Genomic DNA, 20,443 nt, shown 5'->3' with positions numbered 1-20,443 from the left:
GTGCGTTACCCGCGTAGTCCGATCTCCACCCGCTCGCCGGCGATGCGCACCGGCCAGTGACGCAGTCGGGCGTCGGGGTCTTCGACACAGACCCCATCGCACAGCCTGAAATGCTGCTTGTAGAGCGGCGAGGCGACCACCGGCTCGCCCTTGACGTCGCCGACGATGCCGCGGGCGATCACGTTGGCCCCGCCCAGCGGATCGTGGTTGTCCACGGCGAACAGTTCGGTCTCGTGGCCCGGGACGTAGAACAGGGCCACCTGGGCGGGACCCTCGGCGGTTTCCAGCCAGGCCGCCACCCCGGAAAACGCCACCAGATCCGCCTGGTGGCACAGCGGCTGCCAGGTCACGTCGTGCTTGATTGCCGTTGCGGTGCTCATGCTCTCTACCCCTTGTAGAAATTCAAAGAAATCGGCGAGCAAGATGAAGCGCAAGGCGCGCGGCGCACAGAAAACGAGACATAACGTTTTGTTAGGCGAGTTTTCGAGCACCGCGCAACGCAGCGATTCGCTTGCGCAGCCATTTCGTTAGGCCGGACGAAGCTGGCCGCGCTCTTCCGTCACGATAATGTCCGGATCCGGCCGCTGGTCGTTGACGAAGCTGCGAAAGCGCTTGAGCTTCTCCGGGTCGTCGAGGGCGTTGGCCCATTCGCATTCGTAGCTGTCGATGACGTGGCGCATCTGGCTTTCGAGTTCCTCGGCCAGACCCAGGCTGTCGTCGATCACCACGGCCTTGAGATAGTCGAGCCCGCCCTCGAGGTTCTCGCGCCACACCGAGGTGCGCTGCAGGCGGTCGGCGGTACGCACGTAGAACATCAGGAAGCGGTCGATGTAGCGGATCAACGTCTGGTCGTCGAGGTCGGTGGCGAACAGCTCGGCGTGGCGCGGGCGCATGCCGCCGTTGCCGCAGACGTAGAGGTTCCAGCCGTGCTCGGTGGCGATCACGCCGACGTCCTTGCTCTGCGCCTCGGCACATTCGCGGGTGCAGCCGGAGACGGCGAACTTGAGCTTGTGCGGCGAGCGCAGGCCCTTGTAGCGATTCTCCAGGTGGATCGCCATGCCCACGCTGTCCTGCACGCCGTAGCGGCACCAGGTGCTGCCGACGCAGGACTTCACGGTGCGCGTGGCCTTGCCGTAGGCGTGGCCGGTCTCGAAGCCGGCGGCGATCAGTTCGCTCCAGATGTCCGGCAACTGCTCGAGACGGGCGCCGAACAGATCGACGCGCTGGCCGCCGGTGATCTTGGTGTAGAGGCCGTACTTCTCGCCGACCTCGCCGAGCACGCGCAGCTTGGCCGGGGTGATCTCGCCGCCGGGAATGCGCGGCACCACCGAGTAGGTGCCGTTCTTCTGCATGTTGGCCATGAAGGTGTCGTTGGTGTCCTGCAGCGGCACGTGGGCGGCGTCGGTGATCGGCTCGTTGAAGCAGGAGGCGAGAATCGACGCCACCGCGGGCTTGCAGATGTCGCAGCCGAGGCCGTGGCCTTGTGAAGCACCATGCTTTTCGATCAGCTCGCTGAAGGTCCTGATGCCCTCGACGCGGACGATCGAATAGAGCGCCTGGCGGGTGTGGGCGAAGTGCTCGCAGATCGACTGGTCGACTTCGACACCGCGGGCCTCGAGCTCGCTGTCGACCACGCTCTTGAGCAGCGCCGCGCAGCCGCCGCAGCCGGTGCTGGCCTTCGTTTCGGCCTTGACCGCGCCGAGGTCGGTGGCGCCCGCATCGATCGCCGCGCAGATCGCGCCCTTGGTGACGTTGTGGCACGAGCAGATCGAGGCGGTCTCGGGCAGGGCGTCGGCACCCAGCGTCGGCGCACCCTCGACGCTCGGCAGGATCAGCGAGGCCGGGTCGGCGGGCAGCTCGATGCCGTTCTGCACGTACTGCAGCAGGGTGTCGTAGGCGGCGTTGTCGCCGACCAGCACCGCGCCGATGGCGCGCTTGCCGTCGGCGGAGACCACCAGGCGGCGGTAGATGCCCGTGGTCTCGTCGTTGTAGCGATAGCTCCTGGCGCCCTCGGTAGCGCCGTGGGCGTCGCCGATCGAGCCGACGTCGACGCCCAGCAGCTTGAGCTTGGTGGACATGTCGGCCCCGGTGAAGGTGGGCTGCTCGTCGCCTGCCTCGCTGCACAGCGCATCGGCGACGTTGCGTGCCATGGTGTAGCCGGGGGCGACCAGGCCGAAGATGCGATTCGACCACAGCGCGCATTCGCCGATGGCGAAGATTTCCGGATCGGAGGTGCGGCACTGGTCGTCGATGACGATGCCGCCGCGCTCGCCGATCTCCAGCTTGCACTGGCGGGCCAGGGCGTCCTGGGGGCGGATACCGGCGGAGAACACGATCAGGTCGGTTTCCAGAGACTCGCCATCCTTGAAATGCATGCGGTAGCGGTAGTCCTCGCCGGGGACGATCTCGGTGGTAGCGCGGTCGAGGTGCACGCCCACGCCGAGTTTCTCGATCTTGTCACGCAGCGCCGTGCCGCCCTGGTCGTCGAGCTGCACCGGCATCAGGCGCGGCGCGAACTCGACCACATGCGCCTCGAGCCCCAGCGACTTCAGGGCGTTGGCGGCTTCCAGGCCGAGCAGACCGCCGCCCACGACCACGCCGCGGCGGGCATCGGCGGCGGCCGCCCGGATGGTGTCCAGATCGTCCAGGGTGCGATAGACCAGCCGGTTGGGCTGGCCCGCCTCGGCGCCGGCGATCGGCGGCACGAACGGATAGGAGCCGGTGGCCAGCACCAGGCTGTCGTAGGGGTAGCGGCCCCGGTCGGTGACCACTTCGCCGTTGTCGCGATCGATGCCCGTCACCGCCTCACAGAGGTGCAGGGTGACGGGGTTGGCGTCGTAGAAACCGACCTCGCCCATGGCCAGCGACCGGGCGTCGCGCCCGGCGAAGTACTCCGAGAGGTGCACGCGGTCGTAGGCCGGGTGACGCTCCTCGCCGAAGATGCGGATGTCGAAGCGGTCGGTGGCATGGCGTTCGATCAGCTGTTCGACCAGATGGTGGCCGACCATGCCGTTGCCGATGATGATCAGACGTTGCTTGTTCATGGTTATGCGGCCTCCTCGAGAAGGGCGGTGGCGTCGCCGGCACCGAACAGCAGCGCCTGGCGACAGGCGCCGAGATCGCTGCCGGCCAGCGAGCGTTCGAAATACCAGGGGCCGAAGGCGGTGTCGCCGTAGAGCACGGCGCCTTCGAGCCGGTCGTTGCGCAGCAGCAGGCGGCGGTAGTCACCCTGCTGTGGATCGTGATAGGTGAGGACCTCGTGGTCGGCGTCGGGCTCGATGGGACCGAAGGCGTAGAGCGAGACGCCGCTGACCTTGAGCTGGGTGGCGCTCGGCGCCTCCACGTAGCCCTCGACCGGCTCGCCGCAGAGGCGCGCGGCGAGGACCTCGACCTGACGCCAGATCGGCTCGACCAGGCCGTAGGTGCGGCCCTCGAATTCGCAGCATTCGCCCAGCGCGTGAATCCGCGGATCGCTGCTGGTCAGCCAGGCGTCGACGACGATCCCGCGCCGGGTTGTCAGGCCGCTCCGGGTGCCGAGTTCGGTATTGGGGGTGATCCCGGCGGCGATCACCACGCAGTCGGCGGGCAGCCGTCGGCCGTCCTCGAGGCGCACGGCAGCCACGTGGCCCTGCGGGTCGCCGTCGCAGGCCGCCAGGCGTGTCCCGGTGACCACCTCGAGGCCCCGGCTCTCGAGCTCGCCGCGCAGCAGGGCGGCGGCGGTGACATCGAGCTGGCGGTTCATCAGGTGCGTGCCGCGTTGCAGCACGCTGACCTGCATGCCGCGCTTGCGCAGCCCTTCGGCGGCCTCCAGGCCGAGCAGGCCGCCGCCCACCACCACCGCGCGATCGCTGCCGGCCCGGGCGGACTCGGCGAGACGGGTCAGCGCCACGGCGTCGTCCAGATCGCGAAAGCCGTGGACGCCGCGCAGGCGAATGCCCGGTACGTCGGGCATCGCGGGCCGTGAGCCGGTCGCCAGCACCAGCCGGTCGTAGGCGAGAGTGCGCCCGGTGTCGGTGAGCGCGAGGCGGCGTTCTCGGTCGAGCGTCTCGATGCGCTCGCCGAGGATCAGCTCGACGCCCTGCTCGGCATACCAGTCGTGATCGCGCAGGGTCAGCGTCTCGCGGTCGGTCTCGCCGGCCAGCAGCGGCGAGAGCAGGATGCGGTTGTAGGCCGGCGTGTGTTCGTCGCCGATCACGGTGATCCGTTGCGGGCGCGGCTCGCGCGCGAGCAGTGCCTCGAGCAGCCGGTGCCCGGCCATGCCGTTGCCGACGATCAGCAAGCGCTCGTCCGTGGGGCTGTCGTGTGGGGTCATGCATCTTCCTCCCGGCGCCGACGCGCCAACGCAAAAAGGCGCCTGACGCAATGCGGACGGTGTCGTCCTCACTGCGCCAGGCGCCTTTGCCTGTATTCGTGACGTGTCGATTGTCCAATGGATGACGAGCCAGTGGCCCGGGATCGACGCTGATCCGTATCCATCGCTGCGTCATGTGAAGCGAAGGACGTGCCAGGTGGCGATTTTCCGCTTTGCCGTCAGGCGATTGGCGGTTTTTCTGGCGACCACGTCACGACCCGGGTGGCGCGGATTCGGTCGCTGGCTGTGCAATGAGGTCCGCGCTTGCACCAGCAAGGGGCGCGACGTGGGCCGGGGGCCGGGCCTTTCGCGGCCACGCGCCGGGCCCGATGCCGCCGAGGTTTTTCAGGTGGCTGTTTTGAAAGCGATAAACCCGTTCGGGCGCGATTGTTGCTGAAACGTCTTCAGAAATGGGTCAAGGACCCACGTCCGGGCGTTCACGGTCGGCCAACGGCGGCAGATCGGCACACGAGAACGCGACGACGGACAAGACGATGACACCGGGCAAAGGGGCCCGATCCGCCAGATGGCGGGTCGGGCCCCTTTGTCGTTAGGCGCTTCGAGGGAGGCAGCATGCACAAGACATCCACGACGTGTCCCTATTGCGGCGTCGGCTGCGGGGTGATCGCCAGCCACGATGGCGAGCGCGTCACCGGCGTCGAGGGTGACCGCGATCATCCGGCCAACCATGGGCGGCTGTGCGTCAAGGGCTCGGCGCTCGCCGAGACGCTGGGCCGGCGCGGCCGGCTGACCCGGCCCCGCGTCGACGGCGTCGAGGTCGGCTGGGAAACCGCCCTCGACGCTGTCGCCTCGCGGCTGCAGGCGACCCGCGCCGCGCATGGCCGCCATTCGCTGGCGGCCTATCTGTCCGGCCAGTTGCTGACCGAGGACTACTACGTCGCCAACAAGCTGTTCAAGGGCTTTCTCGGCACGCCCCACCTGGATACCAATTCACGGCTGTGCATGGCCTCGGCGGTGGCCGGCTACAAGCGCGCCTTCGGCGCCGACGCCGTGCCCGGCAACTACGCGGACCTGGAAGAGGCCGAGCTGGTGGTGCTGGTGGGCTCCAACCTGGCCTGGAACCATCCGGTGCTCTACCAGCGCCTGCGCGGCGCCAAGCAGCGCAATCCCCTGCTGCGGGTGGTGGTGATCGACCCGCGGGTCACCGACACCTGCGAGATCGCCGATCTCTACCTGGGCCTGCGCCCGGGCAGCGATGCCCGGCTGTTCACCGGTCTGCTGGCGTGGATGGCGGCGAAGGGGCGTTGCGATTCGCTCTACCTCGAGCGCCACACCCAGGGCTTCGAGGCCGCGCTGGCCGCGGCGGCCGAGGACGATTGCACCATCGAGGCGATCGCCGCCGACTGCGACGTCGACCCCGAGCGCCTGGAGACCTTCTGCTACTGGTTCGCCAGCCAGCTGCACGTGGTGACCCTCTATTCGCAGGGCGTCAACCAGTCGAGCAGCGGCACCGACACGGGCAACGCCATCATCAATTGCCACCTGGCCGGCGGCAAGCTGGGCCTGCCGGGCGCCGGGCCGTTCTCGATCACCGGCCAGCCCAACGCCATGGGCGGCCGCGAGGTGGGCGGGCTGGCCAATCAGCTCGCCGCGCACATGGACTACGACTCGCCCGGTGCACGCGATCGGGTCGCGCGCTTCTGGGCCACCGCCTCGCTGGACCCGGCCCTGCCCGAGGGACCCGGTCACAAGGCGGTGGAGCTGTTCGATGCCATCGAGCGCGGCGAGATACGCGCGCTGTGGATCATGGCCACCAACCCCGGCGTCAGCCTGCCCGACGCCAACCGGATACGGCGCATCCTCGAGGCCTGTCCGCTGGTGATCGTGTCGGAGTGCATGGCCGATGCCGACCTCCTGCAATACGCCGACATCGTGCTGCCGGCGTCGGGCTGGTCCGAGAAGGATGGCACCGTGACCAATTCCGAGCGGCGCATCTCGCGCCAGCGTGGCCTGCTGGCCCCGCCGGGCGAGGCGCGTCACGACTGGTGGATCATCACCCAGGTGGCCCGGCGGCTGGGCTTCGCCGAGGCCTTCGGGTATTGCCACCCGAGCGAGATCTTCGACGAGCATGCCCGGCTCTCCGGCTTCGAGAACGCGGGCGAAGGTGCGCGGTGCTTCGACATCTCCGGGCTCGCCGGGCTCGACCGCGCCGGCTACGACGCCCTGGCGCCCATCCAGTGGCCGGTCAACGAGCGTGCCCCCGAGGGCACGGCGCGGTTGTTCACGGCGGGTCGCTTCGCCACCCCGGACGGCCGCGCCAGGCTGGTCGCCGTGCGGCCCCGGGGCCCACGCCAGGCGCTCAGCGAGGCGCGGCCACTGCGGCTCAATACCGGCCGCGTGCGCGATCAGTGGCACACCATGACTCGCACCGGCCGCGCGCCCCGGCTGATGAACCATCGTGCCGAGCCGTTCATCGAGGTGCACCCCGACGATGCCCGGGAACACGGTCTGCACGACCAGCAGCTTGCTCGGCTCGAGGGCGCGAATGGCGAGTATCGCGCTCGGGTGCGCGTCTCGCACGCCATGCGCCGCGGCGAGGTATTCGTGCCCATGCACTGGAACGACAGCTTCAGCGGTCGGGCACGCATGGGTGGGCTGTTGGCCGGCCATCGCGATCCGCTCTCGGGTCAGCCCGAGTCCAAGCACGGCGCGGTGAGTCTCGCCCCGCTGGCGGTGGGCTGGGAGGCGACGCTGATCGTCGCCGATCCGCTCGACAGCGACGTTGAGAATGAAGCCGGGAGTGACGCCGAGCGCGAGCCGAGCTGGCGCGACGAGAGCGCCTACTGGGCACGCATCCCCCTGGGCCATTGCCAGCGCTGGCAGCTCGCCGGTGGCGAGCCGGGAAGCGCCTGCGGCGGGGTGGAGAAAGCCGCTCGCGACTGGCTGGCCTGGGCCCGGGCCAACCTGCCGGGCGAGCCGGCGCTGTGGGCCGAGGACGCCGCCGGCGGGCGGTTACGCGCCGCCGGTTTCGATGGCGATCGGTTGTGCTGGTGGCTGATGGTCGGCCCGCCCGCCGAACTGCCGGCACTCGACTGGCTCGACGCACGCTTCGCCGAGGCCGCTAACGGCGAGGCGCTGCCCAGCGAGCGGCGCCGTCGTCTGCTGGCCGGCTGCGATGCCGGCGAGAGCGATGCCGGGCCTATCGTGTGCAGCTGTCACCGGGTCGGCCAGAAGACGATCGTCACGGCGATCCGTGCCGGCGACGCCAGCGTCGAGGCGCTGGGCGCGCGGCTGGCCTGCGGCACCCAATGCGGTTCCTGCATTCCCGAATTGAAATCCCTGATCGAAGAGGAGACGGCCCATGCTGCCGACCGTGAAACCCTGGCAAGCGAAGCGCTGTGAACGTCCCGGGCTGCTGGCGCGTCTGGCCGAGGGCGCCTCGCGAACCCTGTCGCGGATCGTCGGCCCGGGGCGCGCCACCGGGCTGCCGGGCATCGTCCCTGGCGAGTGCCGCCCCGGTCATGTCTATCTGGTCGGCGCCGGGCCGGGCGACGCGGGGTTGCTCACCCTGCGCGCCGCGCGATTGCTCGGCCAGGCCGACGCCATCGTCTACGACCGACTGGTCGGCGACGACATCCTGGCGTTGATTCCTCCCGGCCGCGAGCGCTACTACGTCGGCAAGGCGCGTGGCCATCACAGCGTGGCGCAGGCCGAGATCGGCACCTTGCTGGTCAGTCTGGCGAGAGAGGGCAAGTCGGTGGTGCGCCTCAAGGGGGGCGACCCGGGAGTGTTCGGCCGCATGGGTGAGGAGCTCGCCGCCCTCGCCACGGCCGAGGTACCCGCGACGATCGTGCCCGGCATCACCGCCGCCTCCGGGGCCGCCGCGGCGATGGGCCTGGCGCTCACCGACCGCGCCCACGCCCAGCAGTTGCGTTTCATCACCGCGCAGTTGTGTCGCGAGGGCGGCACACCCGACTGGCAGTCGCTGGCCCGCACCGACGAGACGCTGGTGTTCTACATGGGACTGGCCAAGGTCGCGGCGATCTGCGAGGGGCTGCGTGGCGCCGGACTGCCCGACGACTGGCCGATCCTGCTGATCAGCAATGCCTCGCTGCCCGAGCAGCGGTCGCTGACCGGCACGCTCGCCGACATGCCCGACAAGCTGACCGACGCTCCGCTGCCCTCGCCATGCCTGATCGTGGTGGGCAGCGTGGTCGGGATGGCGACGGCGGCAAGGCGCCAGGCGCGTCGCGTCGAAGCATCCTGATGGAGGTAAGGGGCGTCTGGTGGCGGTTTGTCCGGAACGGTCTAGGCATCTTTGCAGGCGACGAACTCGCCCTTGCCGACAGGCACCGTGGTCGTCGTGAAGGCCCCGCTGTCATTGATGTAGTCGATGAAGGCGCGCATCTCATCGGCGTGGGAGAGCGCGTTGTCGCAGACCAGCAGCCCGCCGGGGCGAACGAGGGCGACGATGGTCTCCGCCAGCCCCCGGTAGCTCGCCCGGTCGGCATCGAGGAAGATCAGGTCGAAGGGCCCCGCGGCGCGCTCGAGGTAGCGGGAGGCATCCTCGCGGACCAGCGTGATCCGGTGCGCCAGCCCGGCGCGCTGGAAATTGTCGCGAGCCTGGTCGGCCTTGTCCGGGGAGATTTCCAGGGTGGTGACATGACCGCCGTCGGGGAGGGCGGCGGCGAGCCACAAGGTGGAATAGCCGTTCGAGGTGCCCACCTCGAGGATATGGCGCACCGCGCCGGCCTTGATCAGCACGGTCAGGAACTCGCCGGTCTCCCGGGTGATGTTGAGGTACTTGTGCGCCTTCGTCTCGGCCGTGGCATCGTGCCGGTCGCCCAGTTCTTCCAGCTCCGCGAGCAGTTCGTCGAGGTTCATGGGGGCTCCTGAAGTCAGTGAGGTGGCCGGCATTCGCGTACCGCCCGTGCATTCATAGTGCCAGCTTGAAGCCCTCGTGGGTGGCCTCGAAGCCCAGTCGCTCGTAGAACCTGATGGCGTGTCGGGGCGCTGCTTGTCGCTCGTCAACTGGATGACCCTGCAGCCTTTCGCTCGCGCTTCCCGGATGGCGTGGGCGAACATCTGCTCGCCAAGACCGCGGCCCCGGAACGCCTCGTGGATCCTGACGCCCTCGACGAGGCAGCGCCAGCTGCCGGTGTGGGTCAAGTACGGAATGAACGTCAGCTGGAGCATGCCGACCAGCCGGTCGTCCAGCTCCGCGACCAGCAGCTGGTTGTTCGCATCCCGGTCGATGGCCTCGAAGGCGGCAATATAGGCCTCATTCAACGGGACGGCGGTGTCTTCCCGCCGGCTGCCGAGCGCGTCGTCGGCGAGCAGGGACACCAGGCTTTCCAGATCGTCGCGGCGGGCCGCGCGGTACTGCAGTTCCATGCACCTGTCCTCTCGCGGTTGTGGCGACAATCGCCGGGCCCGGCAGCCCGGGCTCAGCGGTCGAGGCGCCGATACATCACGTGGGCATCGACCGGCCCTTGCGCGGGATGCCGGAACGCCCCGGGCAGGGTGCCGACGATGGCGAAGCCGTGCTTCTGCCACAAGCGCACGGCACCGGTGTTGGTGGCGACCACCAGATTGTACTGCATCGCCGTGAACCCGAGCTCCCGGGCCGTGGCCAGGGAATGCGCACAGAGTGACGAGGCGATGCCCCGGCCGCGCTGGGCGGCGTCGACCACATAGCCGCAGTTGCAGACGTGATCGCCCTGACCGGGCTGGTTGGGCTTGATGTAGTAGGTGCCGAGGGGGCGATCCGCCTCGTCCACCGCAACGAAGGTGGCCCGGGGCGTGCTGAACCAGGCCTGATGGGCCTGATCCTCGCCGATGTCACGGGGAAAACTGTAGGTGTCGCCGGCGCGCAGCACGGGTTCCAGAAAACGCCATACGGCGGGCCAGTCGGCGGCGTCGAAGGGGCGGATGGCCATCACGGATCGGGACTCCCTGGCGGTGGACGGTCGGGGCCGAGTCCGGCCCACTCGCGCGTATCATGCCCGCTGCGTCGAGCGGGCGCGCAGTGCGTCAGACGTTCACCGAGTACTTGAGATCGCGGGCCTCGTCGCCGGTCATGCCACGAAAGCCCCAGCAATGGGCCGGCTGTTCCTTGAGGGTGATTTCCAGGTCGACGGGCGCAATGCCCACCTCCGCTTCCACGCGCCGGAACAGCTCCTTGATCAGCGCCTTCTGAGTATCCGCCGCGCGTCCCTGCATCATGTTGATCTCGATGACCGTGTACGCCGGCGACCGGCCACCGGGGTAGTAGAAGTCCTCGGCCGCCAGCGGGATGAACCGGTGTGCGCGCTTGTCGTCCGGCAGGCCGAGGATCGCCTGCATGCTGGCGTGTATCGCGTCGGAGAGTCGCGCCTTGATGGGGTCCAGGTGTTCCTTGATGCCATAGATGACGATCATGTCATGCCTCTTGGGGGTGGGTAGGGAAAGCAGAACGGGTGACTATTGCCCGCCCGCGATGAACGGACGCCGCGAGTCAGTATCGACGTTCTCGATGTCTGCGGCCAGCGATGCACCGGCAACGGGCCTCAGGCAATGCCCGGCTGGTCCGACGTCGCCCAGGCGGCCTCGCTATCGAAGCGTTGGGCTTCCGCGATCAGCCAGTCGATGAAGCGCCGAACCATCGGCGGGGCGCGGCCGGTGGCGGGCAGGATCAGCTCGTAGGTGAACGGCGAATCGATCACCTGTCGCTTGCCGAAGGGCCGGATCAGCACGCCGCTGGCCAGGCGATCGCCAGCCACGACGGGGCTGGCGAGCATCACGCCGCGCCCGGCGATCACCTGATCGAGGGCCAGGCCGTAGAGCGAGAAGCGGTGGCGAATCGGCACCTCGACATCGCCCAGGCCGGCGGCGTCGAACCACTCGCGCCACCCGGGGAAGTCGATGTTCTGGCGCGACTCCCAGGTCACCTCGAACAAGGGATGGGCGAGCAGGTCGGCGGGCGTCTCGAGACGCCCGCGCTCCCGCAGGACGGGGGCGCAGACCGGGAACAGCGCGTCGCCGAACAGCCGAACGCTCTTCACGCCAGTCCAGGGGCCGCGACCGTAACGCAGGGCGAGACGCGCGCCGTTGTCGTGCCAGGCCGGCATCGTGAGATTCTGGTCCGCATCCAGGGCGATCTCGATCTGCCCCTCCTGGGCCTCGAACGCCGCCAGGCGTGGCAGCAACCAGAACTGGGCAAGCGAAGGTGGTGCACTCAGCGTCAGCGTCGTGACCGGGCGGGCCCGTTCGCGGGCCGCCTGGACGCCACCGGCAATGCGCGCCAGGCCGGCATCGATGTCCTCGGCCAGTCGTCGACCGGCCTCGTTGACCCGCACGCCGTTGGCATGGCGTTCGAACAGCGCGACCCCCAGGCGATCCTCGAGTTGCTTGATCTGACGGCTGACGGCTCCCGGGGTCACGCCGAGGCGTTCCGCTGCCGTCTTGAAGCCGCCGGTACGGGCCGCCTCGGCGAAGGCGCGCAGGGCATTGAGCGGCAGTCTTTCGATCATGGATGATTTTTCCTGAGCCTAGGGTGACAGAGTAATCGGTTGGGAGCGGGTCTGTCAGTTGCTCCAATGGTCGCGATAAAACCGGAGGAGATCTGCCATGAAAGGGTCCGCTAACACGGCGTCCGCTGCCGACTCGACACTCAGTTATAGACACTCTCGGCGCTCCATCGACATGCCGGCCAGCGTGCTGATGACGCTTTTCTGCCTGGCGCTGGGTCTCCAGCAGGTGGCGATCAAGGCGGTGGCGGCGGACGTCTCGCCGCTGGCCCAGGTCGCGCTGCGTTCATTGGGGGCCTTGCTGCTGGTGGGCGGCCTGGCGCGCTGGCGAGGCCTGCGCGCGGCGGATTTTCGCGCTCACCTGGGGCCCGGGATGCTGGTGGGCCTGGGATTCACCTTCGAGTTCGTGTTCGTCGCCCGGGGGCTCGATTACACGCTGGCCTCGCACATGTCGGTGTTCCTCTACACGGCGCCGGTGTTCGCTGCGCTCGGCCTGCATCTGTGGGTGCCTGGCGAGCAACTGGCTCGGCGCCAGTGGTGGGGCGTGGGCCTGGCGTTCGCGGGAATGGCGATCGCCATGACGCCGACGGCGGGGCTCGGCGAGGCCGGTGCGATCGTGCTGGGGGATGCGTTGGGGCTGCTGGCAGGGCTGTCGTGGGCGGCGACCACCCTGGTATTGCGCGGCACGAGACTTTCCGAAGCGCCGGCCGAGCAGACGCTGTGCTATCAGTTGGCCATCGCCGCCCTGGTGCTGTTGCCGGCGGCGCTGCTACTCGGTGACATCGGCGCCATGCGCCCGACGCTGCCGGCGCTGGCCAGCCTGGGGTTCCAGACGCTGGTGATCTCGTTCGGCGCGCTGCTGCTGTGGTTCGCGCTGTTGCGGCGCTACTGGGCCTCGCAACTGGGGGTGTTCTCGTTCCTCTCGCCGGTGTTCGGCGTGCTCTTCGGCGCCCTGTTCCTGAACGAACCGCTGACCGTCAACTTCGTGATCGGAGGCGGCGCCTTGCTGGCCGGGGTCGTGCTGGTGAGTCGGTGAGCGCTGACTCGCCCTCCCCGGGGCCGCCCGGGGAGGGCAATTCGGTCATTGCTTGGCGGTGGCGTTGTAGACACGCTCGTCGAGTTCGCCCTCGCTCTTGCCGACCAGGGTGGTGACCATCAGGTCGCCGGCCACGTTGACGCAGGTGCGCGCCATGTCGAGGATACGATCGATGCCGGCGATGACGGCGATCGCCTCGAGGGGCAGGCCGACCTGACTCATGACGATGGACAGCATGATCAGCCCGGCGCCGGGCACCCCGGCGGTGCCGATCGAGGCCAGGGTGCCGGTCAGCACGATCATGCCGTAATCGGCCAGGGACAGATCGACCCCGACCAACTGGGCGATGAAGACGGCGACCACCCCCTGATAGATCGCCGTGCCATCCATGTTGATGGTGGCACCCACGGGCAGCACGAAGCCCGCGACGCCGTTGGACACGCCGAGGTTCTGCTGGGCGCAGCGAATCGAGACGGGCAGCGTCCCCGACGATGACGCCGACGAATAGGCCACGACCAGGGCGTCGATGATGCCTTGCAGGTAGCGCAGTGGATTGAGGCGACCCAGGAATGCCAGGAGTCCCGAGTAGACGACCAGGACGTGAACCAGGCTGGCCAGATAGGCGACGCCGATGACCTTGGCCAGCGGCAGCAGGACCTCGAGGCCGTAGCTGCCGGACACGTAGGCGATCAGCCCGAAGACGCCGAAGGGGGCAAAGGCCATGACGATGTTCGTCAGCTTGTACATCGCCTCGGCGAAACTCTCGAACAGCCGAACGACCGGCTCGCCCTTGTCACCGATCAGTGTCAGCGAGATGCCCAGGCCGATGGCGAAGACGATGATCTGCAGGATATTGCCATTGGCCAGGGCATCGATGGGATTGCTGGGAACCAGGCCGACCAGGATCTCGACCAGGCTCGGGGCTTCCTTGGCCTCCTGACTCGCCTCGAAGCTCATGTCGAGGCCCACACCCGGCTGAAACAGGGTCGAGGCCAGTAGTCCGATGCCGATCGCGAAGGCCGTGGTGATCAGATACAGCGCCACGGTGCGCAGGCCGATACGGCCCATTTTCTGCGGATCGCGCATGGCGGTGATACCGACGACCAGGGTCGAGAACACCAGGGGCACGATGAGCATGCGAATGGCATTGATGAAGATATCGCCCAGCGGCTTGAATAGTGCGGCTTTCTCGCCCATCAGCGCACCGGTCAGGGCGCCGAGCAGTAGCCCGGCGAGAATCTTCTGCCACAGGGGGATGCGGCGCCAGAGATTGGGCGGCTTGGACGATGCGTCGGTGGCCACGATTTGCACTCCTTGATCTTGTTGGCGAGTGAAGCGCCGCCAAGTCTACGTCAGGGCAGTCGAGCGCCATAAGCCGTTGTAAGGGCTCATGTGGGTTCCGAATGTGTCATGCCGCTCATGCATCGGAGGATGGCTCGTGAGTGGATGCCCCCGGTTCAGCCCTCGGACCGACGACGCTGCGCACGTCGGGCGATCAGCCGGGCGATGTGCGGGCCGAACAGCAGCACCAGCACGAAGCGGGCGATCTGCATCGCCATGACATAGGCCACGTCGACGTGGGTCGAGGAGGCGATGATCGCCACCGAGTCGGCGCCGCCGGGGCTGGTGGCGAGATAGGCGGTGAGCGGGTCGATCCCGGCGAACACCACCAGCAAGGCGGCGAAGCCGCCGCATAGCGCCACCAGGCAGAGAATCGAGGCGATCACGCTGGGCAGCGAGCGGGCGACGTGGGCGAGGATGGTGCGGTCGAAGCGCAGCCCGATGCTCCAGCCGACGAAGGCATAGCTGACGGCGAGCAGCAGTGCGGGCTGCTCGAGGGTCACCCCGGCGAAATCCTGCAACAGGGTGGCACCGCCCAGGGTCACCAGCAGCGGGCCGGCGGGTAGCCGGGAGACGCGGCCGGCCACGGCGCCGACGCCGATCACGCCCAGCGTCGTCGCCAGGGCGACGGGATCGACCGCGGCGAACCACTGGCGAGCGGGCGCGGCGGCGGTGTCGGCGGGCATGAAGAACGAGGCCACCAGCGAGGCGACCAGGGTCACGATCACCACCCGCAGGTACTGCATGAAGGCGACCAGGCGCACGTCGGCGCCGAAGGATTCCGCCATCAGCACCATGGCGGTGGCCGCCCCCGGGGCCGAGCCCCAGATCGCCGTGGTGCCGGGAAGCACCTGCCAGCGTGCCAGCAGCCAGCCGAGCAGACTGCTGGCGGCGATCACCGCCACCACCGCGATGCTGAAGGTGGGCCAGTCGCGACCGATCTCGTGGAGGATCGGCAGGGTGATGCTCTGGGCGATCATGCAGCCGATGCTCGCCTGGGCGAGAAAGAAGGGCCAGCGCGGCACACGGACGCGCACGCCAGCCACGGCGACCAGGACCCCGGCCGCCATCGGCCCCAGCAGCAGCCCGGCGGGGACCTGCAGACTCACCAGCGCCAGGGCGATCAGCGCCGAGAGCAGGATCAGCGCCAGCCATTGGGCCGGAAGGCCCCGCGAGGCGAGATCGACTTTCAGAGCCTTCCCCGGGGCTGGCGGGCGGCGGGCTCGACATCGGTGGCGATACCGTGTTGCCGGTCGATGAACACGCGAGTCGAGGGTCGGGCAGCGAGGTCGAGCATCCGGTGGCCTTATCGGGGAAGGGATCGTCGTGACGCGAGTATAACCTTCGCAGGCTACGGGTTCAGCCGGGATCGACAATCGGGGGAGGGCCTGCCGCCGCGAGCCGTTGCCGGGCGGCAGGGGATGGGGAGTGAGGGGTCAGCCGAACAGCCAGGGGTCGAGAACCCCGCTGGGGTAGGTGAGCGTCAGGAAGTGCGCCATGCCGACCAGGAAGACCACCACGCCGACGGCCATTCCCGCGGCCGTCCATGGCTTGAGTCGGGCGATGCCCACCAGGAAAGCCAGACAGAACAGCGCCGCCGTGCTGATGAAGCCCAGCCCGACGATCGCCGCAATCAGCGCGCAGAAGCCCGCCAGCCAGATCAGCTCCTCCCGGCATGCCTGATGCTGCCCTGGAACTGGACCGCCTGATAGAAATAGGTCTCGGCACCCGGCGCCAGGACGAAGCCGATCAGGGAGGCCGGGCGGGACCAGTTGGCTTCTTGATCAGCACGCCGATGGCACCGACGCCAGCGCAACGATCATCCCCTTTCGAGCACCGCCGAGCTGTTCATCGAGACGCTGCTGGCGCAGTGGGGCGACGACGCCGGGTCGGGGCCCGGCTGAGCGGGCGGCGTGCCCGGTGAAAGCCTCGTGCTGGGCAGCCAGGTTGGGCAATGCGCCGCGACCGATTACACTGCGCGCTTCATCCCTGTTAACGGACATCCTTCATGAGCCAGTTGCCTGCCTGCCCCCAGTGCGGATCGGAGTTCACCTATCAGGATCAGGACCTGCTGATCTGCCCGGAGTGCGCCCACGAGTGGGTCGCCAACGGCGCGGTCGAAAATGACGACGACACGCCGGTGGTCAGCGACGCCCACGGCAACCTGCTGCAGGACGGCGACAGCGTCACCGTGGTCAAGGACCTCAAGATCAAGGGCTCGTCGTCGGTCGTGAAGGTGGGGACCAAGGTCAAGAACATCCGGCTGGTGGAAGGCGATCACAACATCGACTGCAAGATCGATGGCATCGGCGCGATGAAGCTCAAGTCGGAGTTCGTCAAGAAGGTGTGACGCCCCGGTTCGACGTCAGACGTCGCCGATCAAGGCCAGCAGGTCGGTGACGCCGACATCCTCGCCGGCCTGGTTGAGCAGGGTGGTGGCCTGGCCGCGATGGTGGGTCTGGTGATTGAAGAAGTGCAGCAGGAGCTGGTCGACGGGCTTGTGGGCGGCGATGCCGCGCGTGTTGGAGTAGCGCAGCACGTGCTCGAGATCCCGGGGGGCGAGCGCCTGACACCAGGCCTGGATCAGGGTGTCGAGCCAGTGGCGATACGCGCCCAGGGCCTCGAGATCGGCATACAGGGTCTCGTCGAGCGAGCGCGGCCGGGGCAGGCGACGCACCGGCTCGAGTTCGCCGTGCTGGGCGGGATGCGTGGCGAAGCGCTGCAGCCAGATGGTGTCGGCGACGGCCAGATGATTGAGCGTTCCCAGCAGCGAGCCGAAGAAGGCGCCGCGGTCGCGTTGCATTGCCTCGGCCGGCAGCCGCGCCGCCGCCGCATAGAGCCGCTCGTTCATCCAGGCGTTGTAGCGGGCGAGCAGGCGAACGTGATCGAGTGTCGTCATGGCGATGCCTCCGGGATCGAGCCGCGAATCCGGCCTCTCTAGCTAGGCTAGTATGCCGAGACGCCCCGCGGCGTCCAGCCATCACCCCTCCAGGTGCTGCTCGACCCAGCCACGTACCTCGCCGTAAGGATAGCCCTCCAGCACCGCGAAGCCCGGCAGCCGGCGTGCCTTGAGCCGGGTCAGGCGCGGCGTGGTGAGCCCGCACAGAAATCGCGTGACGCACTCGCTGCTCGCCGGGTCGCCCTCGTCGGCGGCACGCTCGAGGAACTCGCCGGCCAGCTCGCGGAAATCCCGTTCGGCCAGCGGCGTCGGCGCCGGCGGCTCGGGCAGGCGCGCCACGCGTCCGGCGCACACCGAGCAGTGGCCGCAGTGCCGCGGCGCACGGTCGTCGCCGAAGTGGTCGGCCAGGCGGTGGCTCAGGCAGGTGTCGCTGGCGAAGAACGCCAGCATGGCGTGAATGCGGGCGATCTCGGCGGCTTCCTTGGCACGGAAGTCGGCGTGCAGTTCGGCGGCGAGCCGCGCGGGGTCGACGTCGCTTTGCAGGACTTCGTAGACCTCGGTCATCTGGCGGGTCTCGAGGCGGATCCAGCCCTGATCGTGGAAGTAGTCCAGCGCCGTGATCACCCGTGCGCGGCGGGTGTCCAGGCCGTGTTCCCGGCCATGGCGATGCAGGGCCTCGAAGTCCAGCTGGCACCAGGTGCGGGCGCGCTCGGCGGCGGCGACGATGGCCGCCACGAAATCGCGGCGCTCGCCGGAAAAACGTGCCACCAGTTCGTCGGGCTCGATCCGGTACTGGAAGCGGTACTCGGCGAAGTAGGCGTAGCGCGGGGCGATCACGCCGCGCATCTCGAGCTGCACCAGCAGCGTCTTGAGCGGCAGCGCTCGAATGTCGCTGCGCTGCGAGAGCCGATTGAGGACCAGTTCCCAGTGATTGCCCTCGCGCTCGCTGACAATCGCCTCGATCACCGTGCGGATGCCGCCCGGTTCCGGGGTGTCGCCGTAGACGAAGTTCTCCAGTACCCGCAGGTTGTCGCCGCCGGCCAGCACCAGGCAATCGGAAGGTTCGCCGTCGCGGCCGGCGCGGCCGATCTCCTGACTGTAGTTCTCCAGCGACTTGGGCGGATCGAAGTGCACCACGTTGCGGATGTCGTGCTTGTCGATGCCCATGCCGAAGGCGATGGTGGCGACGATCACCGCGACCCGGTCGTGCATGAAGTCGCGCTGGATGCGATCGCGCGTTTCGGCGTCGAGCCCGGCGTGGTAGGCGACGGCATCCAGCCCGGCCTGGCGCAGGTAGCCGGCGACCCGCTCGGCGGTGTGCTGCAGGGTGACGTAGACGATGCTCGACGGCGGCGTGTCGCCGGCCAGCCGCGGACGCAGCCAGTCGCGCAGAAAGCGCGGCTTGGCCTCGGCCGCCAGCGGTTCGACCAGCAGGTTGAGGTTGGGCCGGTAGAAGCCGGTGGTGGTGACGTCATCGGCGGCGATGGCGAAGCGCCGTGCCATGTCGTCGATCACCCGCGGTGTGGCGGTGGCGGTGAGCAGCAGCGCCTGGGGGATGGCGAACTCGCGCTGGTAGTCGGGCAGCTTCAGGTAGTCGGGGCGGAAGTTGTGCCCCCATTCGCTGATGCAGTGGGCCTCGTCGACCACCAGCAGCGAGATCGGCACGTTCTTGATGAAGGTGCGAAAGCGCTCGTTCTTGAGGCGTTCCACCGAGATCATCAGGATGCGGATCTCGCCGCGCTTCACGCCCTCCATCACCGCCGCCGTCTGCTCGCGACCCTGGCTGGAGTCGATGCTCGCCGCGGCGATGCCGTGGCGCTCGAGAAACGCCAGCTGGTCCTGCATCAGCGCCAGCAGTGGCGAGACCACCAGCGTCAGGTGCGGCAGGTGCAATGCCGGCAACTGATAGCACAGCGACTTGCCGGAGCCGGTGGGGAAGATCGCCGCCGCCGAGCGTCCGGCCGTCACCGCGGCGGTGACGGTGGGGCTGTGCGGGGCCGGGCGCGCTGGCGTCACTCGAAGGAAACACTGCACAAATGCCTGCACGGGCGAATCGCTGCGTTGCGCGGTGCGCGGAATCCTCACATATACCCCATATGCTGCGGTTCCTGTGCGCCGGGCGCCTTGCGCTTCATCCCGCTCGCCTATTTGTTCAGCGCTTCCCGAAAGCGTCGATGACAGTTCGCCGACCGCGGTCATTGTCGCATATCGTCGCCCACCAGGGCCGCCCGGCGTGGGACGCCATGACCCGGCGCGGGGGAGTTGGCATAATGCGCCCTTTGCCCAAGGCCCACCGGGGAGAGGGAAATGACCGCCTGGAGCAAGCTGCTCGTCGCCACCACGCGGCTGGTCGACCTGCACGACAGTGCCCGCGAGCCGGGCACGCCGTCCGTCCAGGTCAGCCAGGAACAGCGCCGCGGCCTGCGCGACGGCTACTGGCTGGATCTCGGCTGCCTGCTGCTCGATTACCTGCTCGATGTCGACTTCGCCACCAACAGCGCCTTCGTGCCCCAGACCCGCTGTCTGGCGTATCTGCGCGAGCATTATCCGCGGCTGTCGGCCGACGACGTGGCGTTCGTCGTCAATCTGCTGGCCACCCCCAGCGAGATTCACTTCCGGGACGCGGCGTCGACACCGGCCGCGTGCGCTGGGAACGATGACCCCGAGACACGGCTGCCGCGCAGCACCAAGCGCACCGCGCTGATCGAGAAGCAGGGCCAGACCGGCCAGGTGCGCCTCACGCCCAGTGGCCGCCAGGCGGTGACCCTGGCCAGCCAGGTCGAGGACCTGCTGTATTCCGAGTACGACGCCGCCAAGGTGCTCGCCGCACTGGCGCGGGGCGACTTCGCGCGGATCCCCGACATCACCAACCAGATCCTGATGGCGATCCGCGCGCTGACCCAGGAACTGCGCCGGGTGCGCGAGAATCCCACCCGCGAGGGCAAGCTGAGTGCCTTCATCGACAACGAGCGCCACTACCACAACGCCCTGTCGACCATTCAGCACACCCTGCTCGGCGCGCGTTCGCAGCTCGCCACGCCGGATCTCGGCGAGCGCTTCGATACCTGGCGCGAGGTCCGCGAGCGCGAGCATGGCGAAAGCTGGGAGCTGGGCATGCTCACCGGCGCCATCGGCCGGGTGCTCAATGCCATCGAGAACCTCTCGCGGCGGCTCTCCGAACTGCTCGCCGACATCGCCGAGGGGCGCATCCAGTCGATGGGCGTGATCGACTTCGCCGACCTGTCGCGGCGTCTGCTCGCCGAGCCGCCCTCCGACGCGCTGCGCGACGCGATGGTCGCCCGCATGATGCCGCCGGGCCTGGCGGTGGCGATGCCGCGCGTGGCCCC

Annotated in this window: 16 protein-coding genes; 5 read left to right on the top strand and 11 right to left on the bottom strand. The window is 68.6% G+C overall.

What is annotated here, in order from left to right:
* Positions 1-5 precede the first annotated feature (5 nt).
* The 3 genes from nirD to D0901_RS15140 form a co-directional block, all read right to left on the bottom strand.
* Positions 6-380: a nitrite reductase small subunit NirD gene (gene nirD / locus D0901_RS15150; protein ID WP_129141146.1), complete on the bottom strand. Its 375-nt coding sequence runs from the start codon at positions 378-380 to the stop codon at positions 6-8.
* A 147-nt stretch (positions 381-527) separates the two neighbouring features.
* Positions 528-3,044: a nitrite reductase large subunit NirB gene (gene nirB / locus D0901_RS15145; protein WP_129141145.1), complete on the bottom strand. Its 2,517-nt coding sequence runs from the start codon at positions 3,042-3,044 to the stop codon at positions 528-530.
* Between the two features lie 2 nt (positions 3,045-3,046).
* A complete protein-coding gene (locus D0901_RS15140) occupies positions 3,047-4,312 on the bottom strand; it encodes an NAD(P)/FAD-dependent oxidoreductase (protein WP_129141144.1) in 1,266 nt (421 codons plus the stop codon).
* A 612-nt stretch (positions 4,313-4,924) separates the two neighbouring features.
* On the opposite strand from D0901_RS15140, the gene D0901_RS15135 reads away from it, so the two are divergent.
* Both D0901_RS15135 and cobA read left to right on the top strand, forming a co-directional pair.
* On the top strand, positions 4,925-7,714 hold the full coding sequence (locus tag D0901_RS15135) for a nitrate reductase (RefSeq protein WP_129141143.1): 2,790 nt from the start codon (positions 4,925-4,927) through the stop codon (positions 7,712-7,714).
* Complete coding sequence (gene cobA, locus D0901_RS15130) at positions 7,674-8,579, top strand: uroporphyrinogen-III C-methyltransferase (protein WP_129141142.1); 906 nt, start codon at positions 7,674-7,676, stop codon at positions 8,577-8,579. Before D0901_RS15135 ends, cobA begins: the two co-directional genes overlap by 41 nt.
* Before the next feature lie 41 nt (positions 8,580-8,620).
* Here the strand turns inward: cobA and D0901_RS21295 are convergent, their stop codons facing one another.
* The 4 genes from D0901_RS21295 to D0901_RS15105 form a co-directional block, all read right to left on the bottom strand.
* Positions 8,621-9,706, bottom strand: a complete 1,086-nt coding sequence (locus D0901_RS21295) for a GNAT family N-acetyltransferase (protein WP_233440444.1) — start codon at positions 9,704-9,706, stop codon at positions 8,621-8,623.
* 53 nt (positions 9,707-9,759) lie between these two features.
* The gene (locus tag D0901_RS15115) at positions 9,760-10,251 is read right to left on the bottom strand and encodes a GNAT family N-acetyltransferase (RefSeq protein WP_129141194.1); all 492 of its coding nucleotides are present in this window, start codon (positions 10,249-10,251) and stop codon (positions 9,760-9,762) included.
* 94 nt (positions 10,252-10,345) lie between these two features.
* Positions 10,346-10,732: a tautomerase family protein gene (locus tag D0901_RS15110; protein WP_129141140.1), complete on the bottom strand. Its 387-nt coding sequence runs from the start codon at positions 10,730-10,732 to the stop codon at positions 10,346-10,348.
* Positions 10,733-10,860: 128 nt separating this feature from the next.
* The gene (locus D0901_RS15105; protein ID WP_129141139.1) at positions 10,861-11,823 is read right to left on the bottom strand and encodes a LysR substrate-binding domain-containing protein; all 963 of its coding nucleotides are present in this window, start codon (positions 11,821-11,823) and stop codon (positions 10,861-10,863) included.
* A gap of 97 nt (positions 11,824-11,920) precedes the next feature.
* Between D0901_RS15105 and D0901_RS15100 the strand changes: the two genes are divergently transcribed.
* The gene (locus D0901_RS15100) at positions 11,921-12,856 is read left to right on the top strand and encodes a DMT family transporter (RefSeq protein WP_233440443.1); all 936 of its coding nucleotides are present in this window, start codon (positions 11,921-11,923) and stop codon (positions 12,854-12,856) included.
* 45 nt (positions 12,857-12,901) lie between these two features.
* Here the strand turns inward: D0901_RS15100 and D0901_RS15095 are convergent, their stop codons facing one another.
* A complete protein-coding gene (locus tag D0901_RS15095) occupies positions 12,902-14,158 on the bottom strand; it encodes a dicarboxylate/amino acid:cation symporter (RefSeq protein ID WP_129141138.1) in 1,257 nt (418 codons plus the stop codon).
* Positions 14,159-14,313: 155 nt separating this feature from the next.
* Positions 14,314-15,573 (bottom strand): AbrB family transcriptional regulator, encoded by a 1,260-nt coding sequence (locus D0901_RS15090; RefSeq protein ID WP_224419409.1) that lies wholly within the window; start codon positions 15,571-15,573, stop codon positions 14,314-14,316.
* A gap of 632 nt (positions 15,574-16,205) precedes the next feature.
* Here D0901_RS15090 and D0901_RS15085 point away from each other — a divergent pair.
* Positions 16,206-16,547, top strand: coding sequence for a zinc ribbon domain-containing protein YjdM (locus D0901_RS15085; protein ID WP_129141137.1), 342 nt, complete (start codon positions 16,206-16,208; stop codon positions 16,545-16,547).
* Positions 16,548-16,562: 15 nt separating this feature from the next.
* On the opposite strand, the gene D0901_RS15080 is transcribed toward D0901_RS15085, so the two are convergent.
* Both D0901_RS15080 and D0901_RS15075 read right to left on the bottom strand, forming a co-directional pair.
* Positions 16,563-17,096, bottom strand: a complete 534-nt coding sequence (locus tag D0901_RS15080) for a DinB family protein (protein WP_129141136.1) — start codon at positions 17,094-17,096, stop codon at positions 16,563-16,565.
* Between the two features lie 81 nt (positions 17,097-17,177).
* Positions 17,178-19,112, bottom strand: coding sequence for a RecQ family ATP-dependent DNA helicase (locus D0901_RS15075; RefSeq protein ID WP_233440442.1), 1,935 nt, complete (start codon positions 19,110-19,112; stop codon positions 17,178-17,180).
* Positions 19,113-19,403: 291 nt separating this feature from the next.
* Here D0901_RS15075 and D0901_RS15070 point away from each other — a divergent pair.
* Positions 19,404-20,443: hypothetical protein (locus D0901_RS15070; RefSeq protein ID WP_129141134.1), on the top strand; the 1,040-nt coding region annotated here is incomplete at its 3' end.

The organism is Modicisalibacter coralii, from assembly GCF_004117855.1.
GTDB classification, from domain to species: Bacteria; Pseudomonadota; Gammaproteobacteria; order Pseudomonadales; family Halomonadaceae; genus Modicisalibacter; species Modicisalibacter coralii.
Note: the sequence above shows the minus strand (reverse complement) of the source record. Positions and strands in the feature narration are given on the sequence as shown.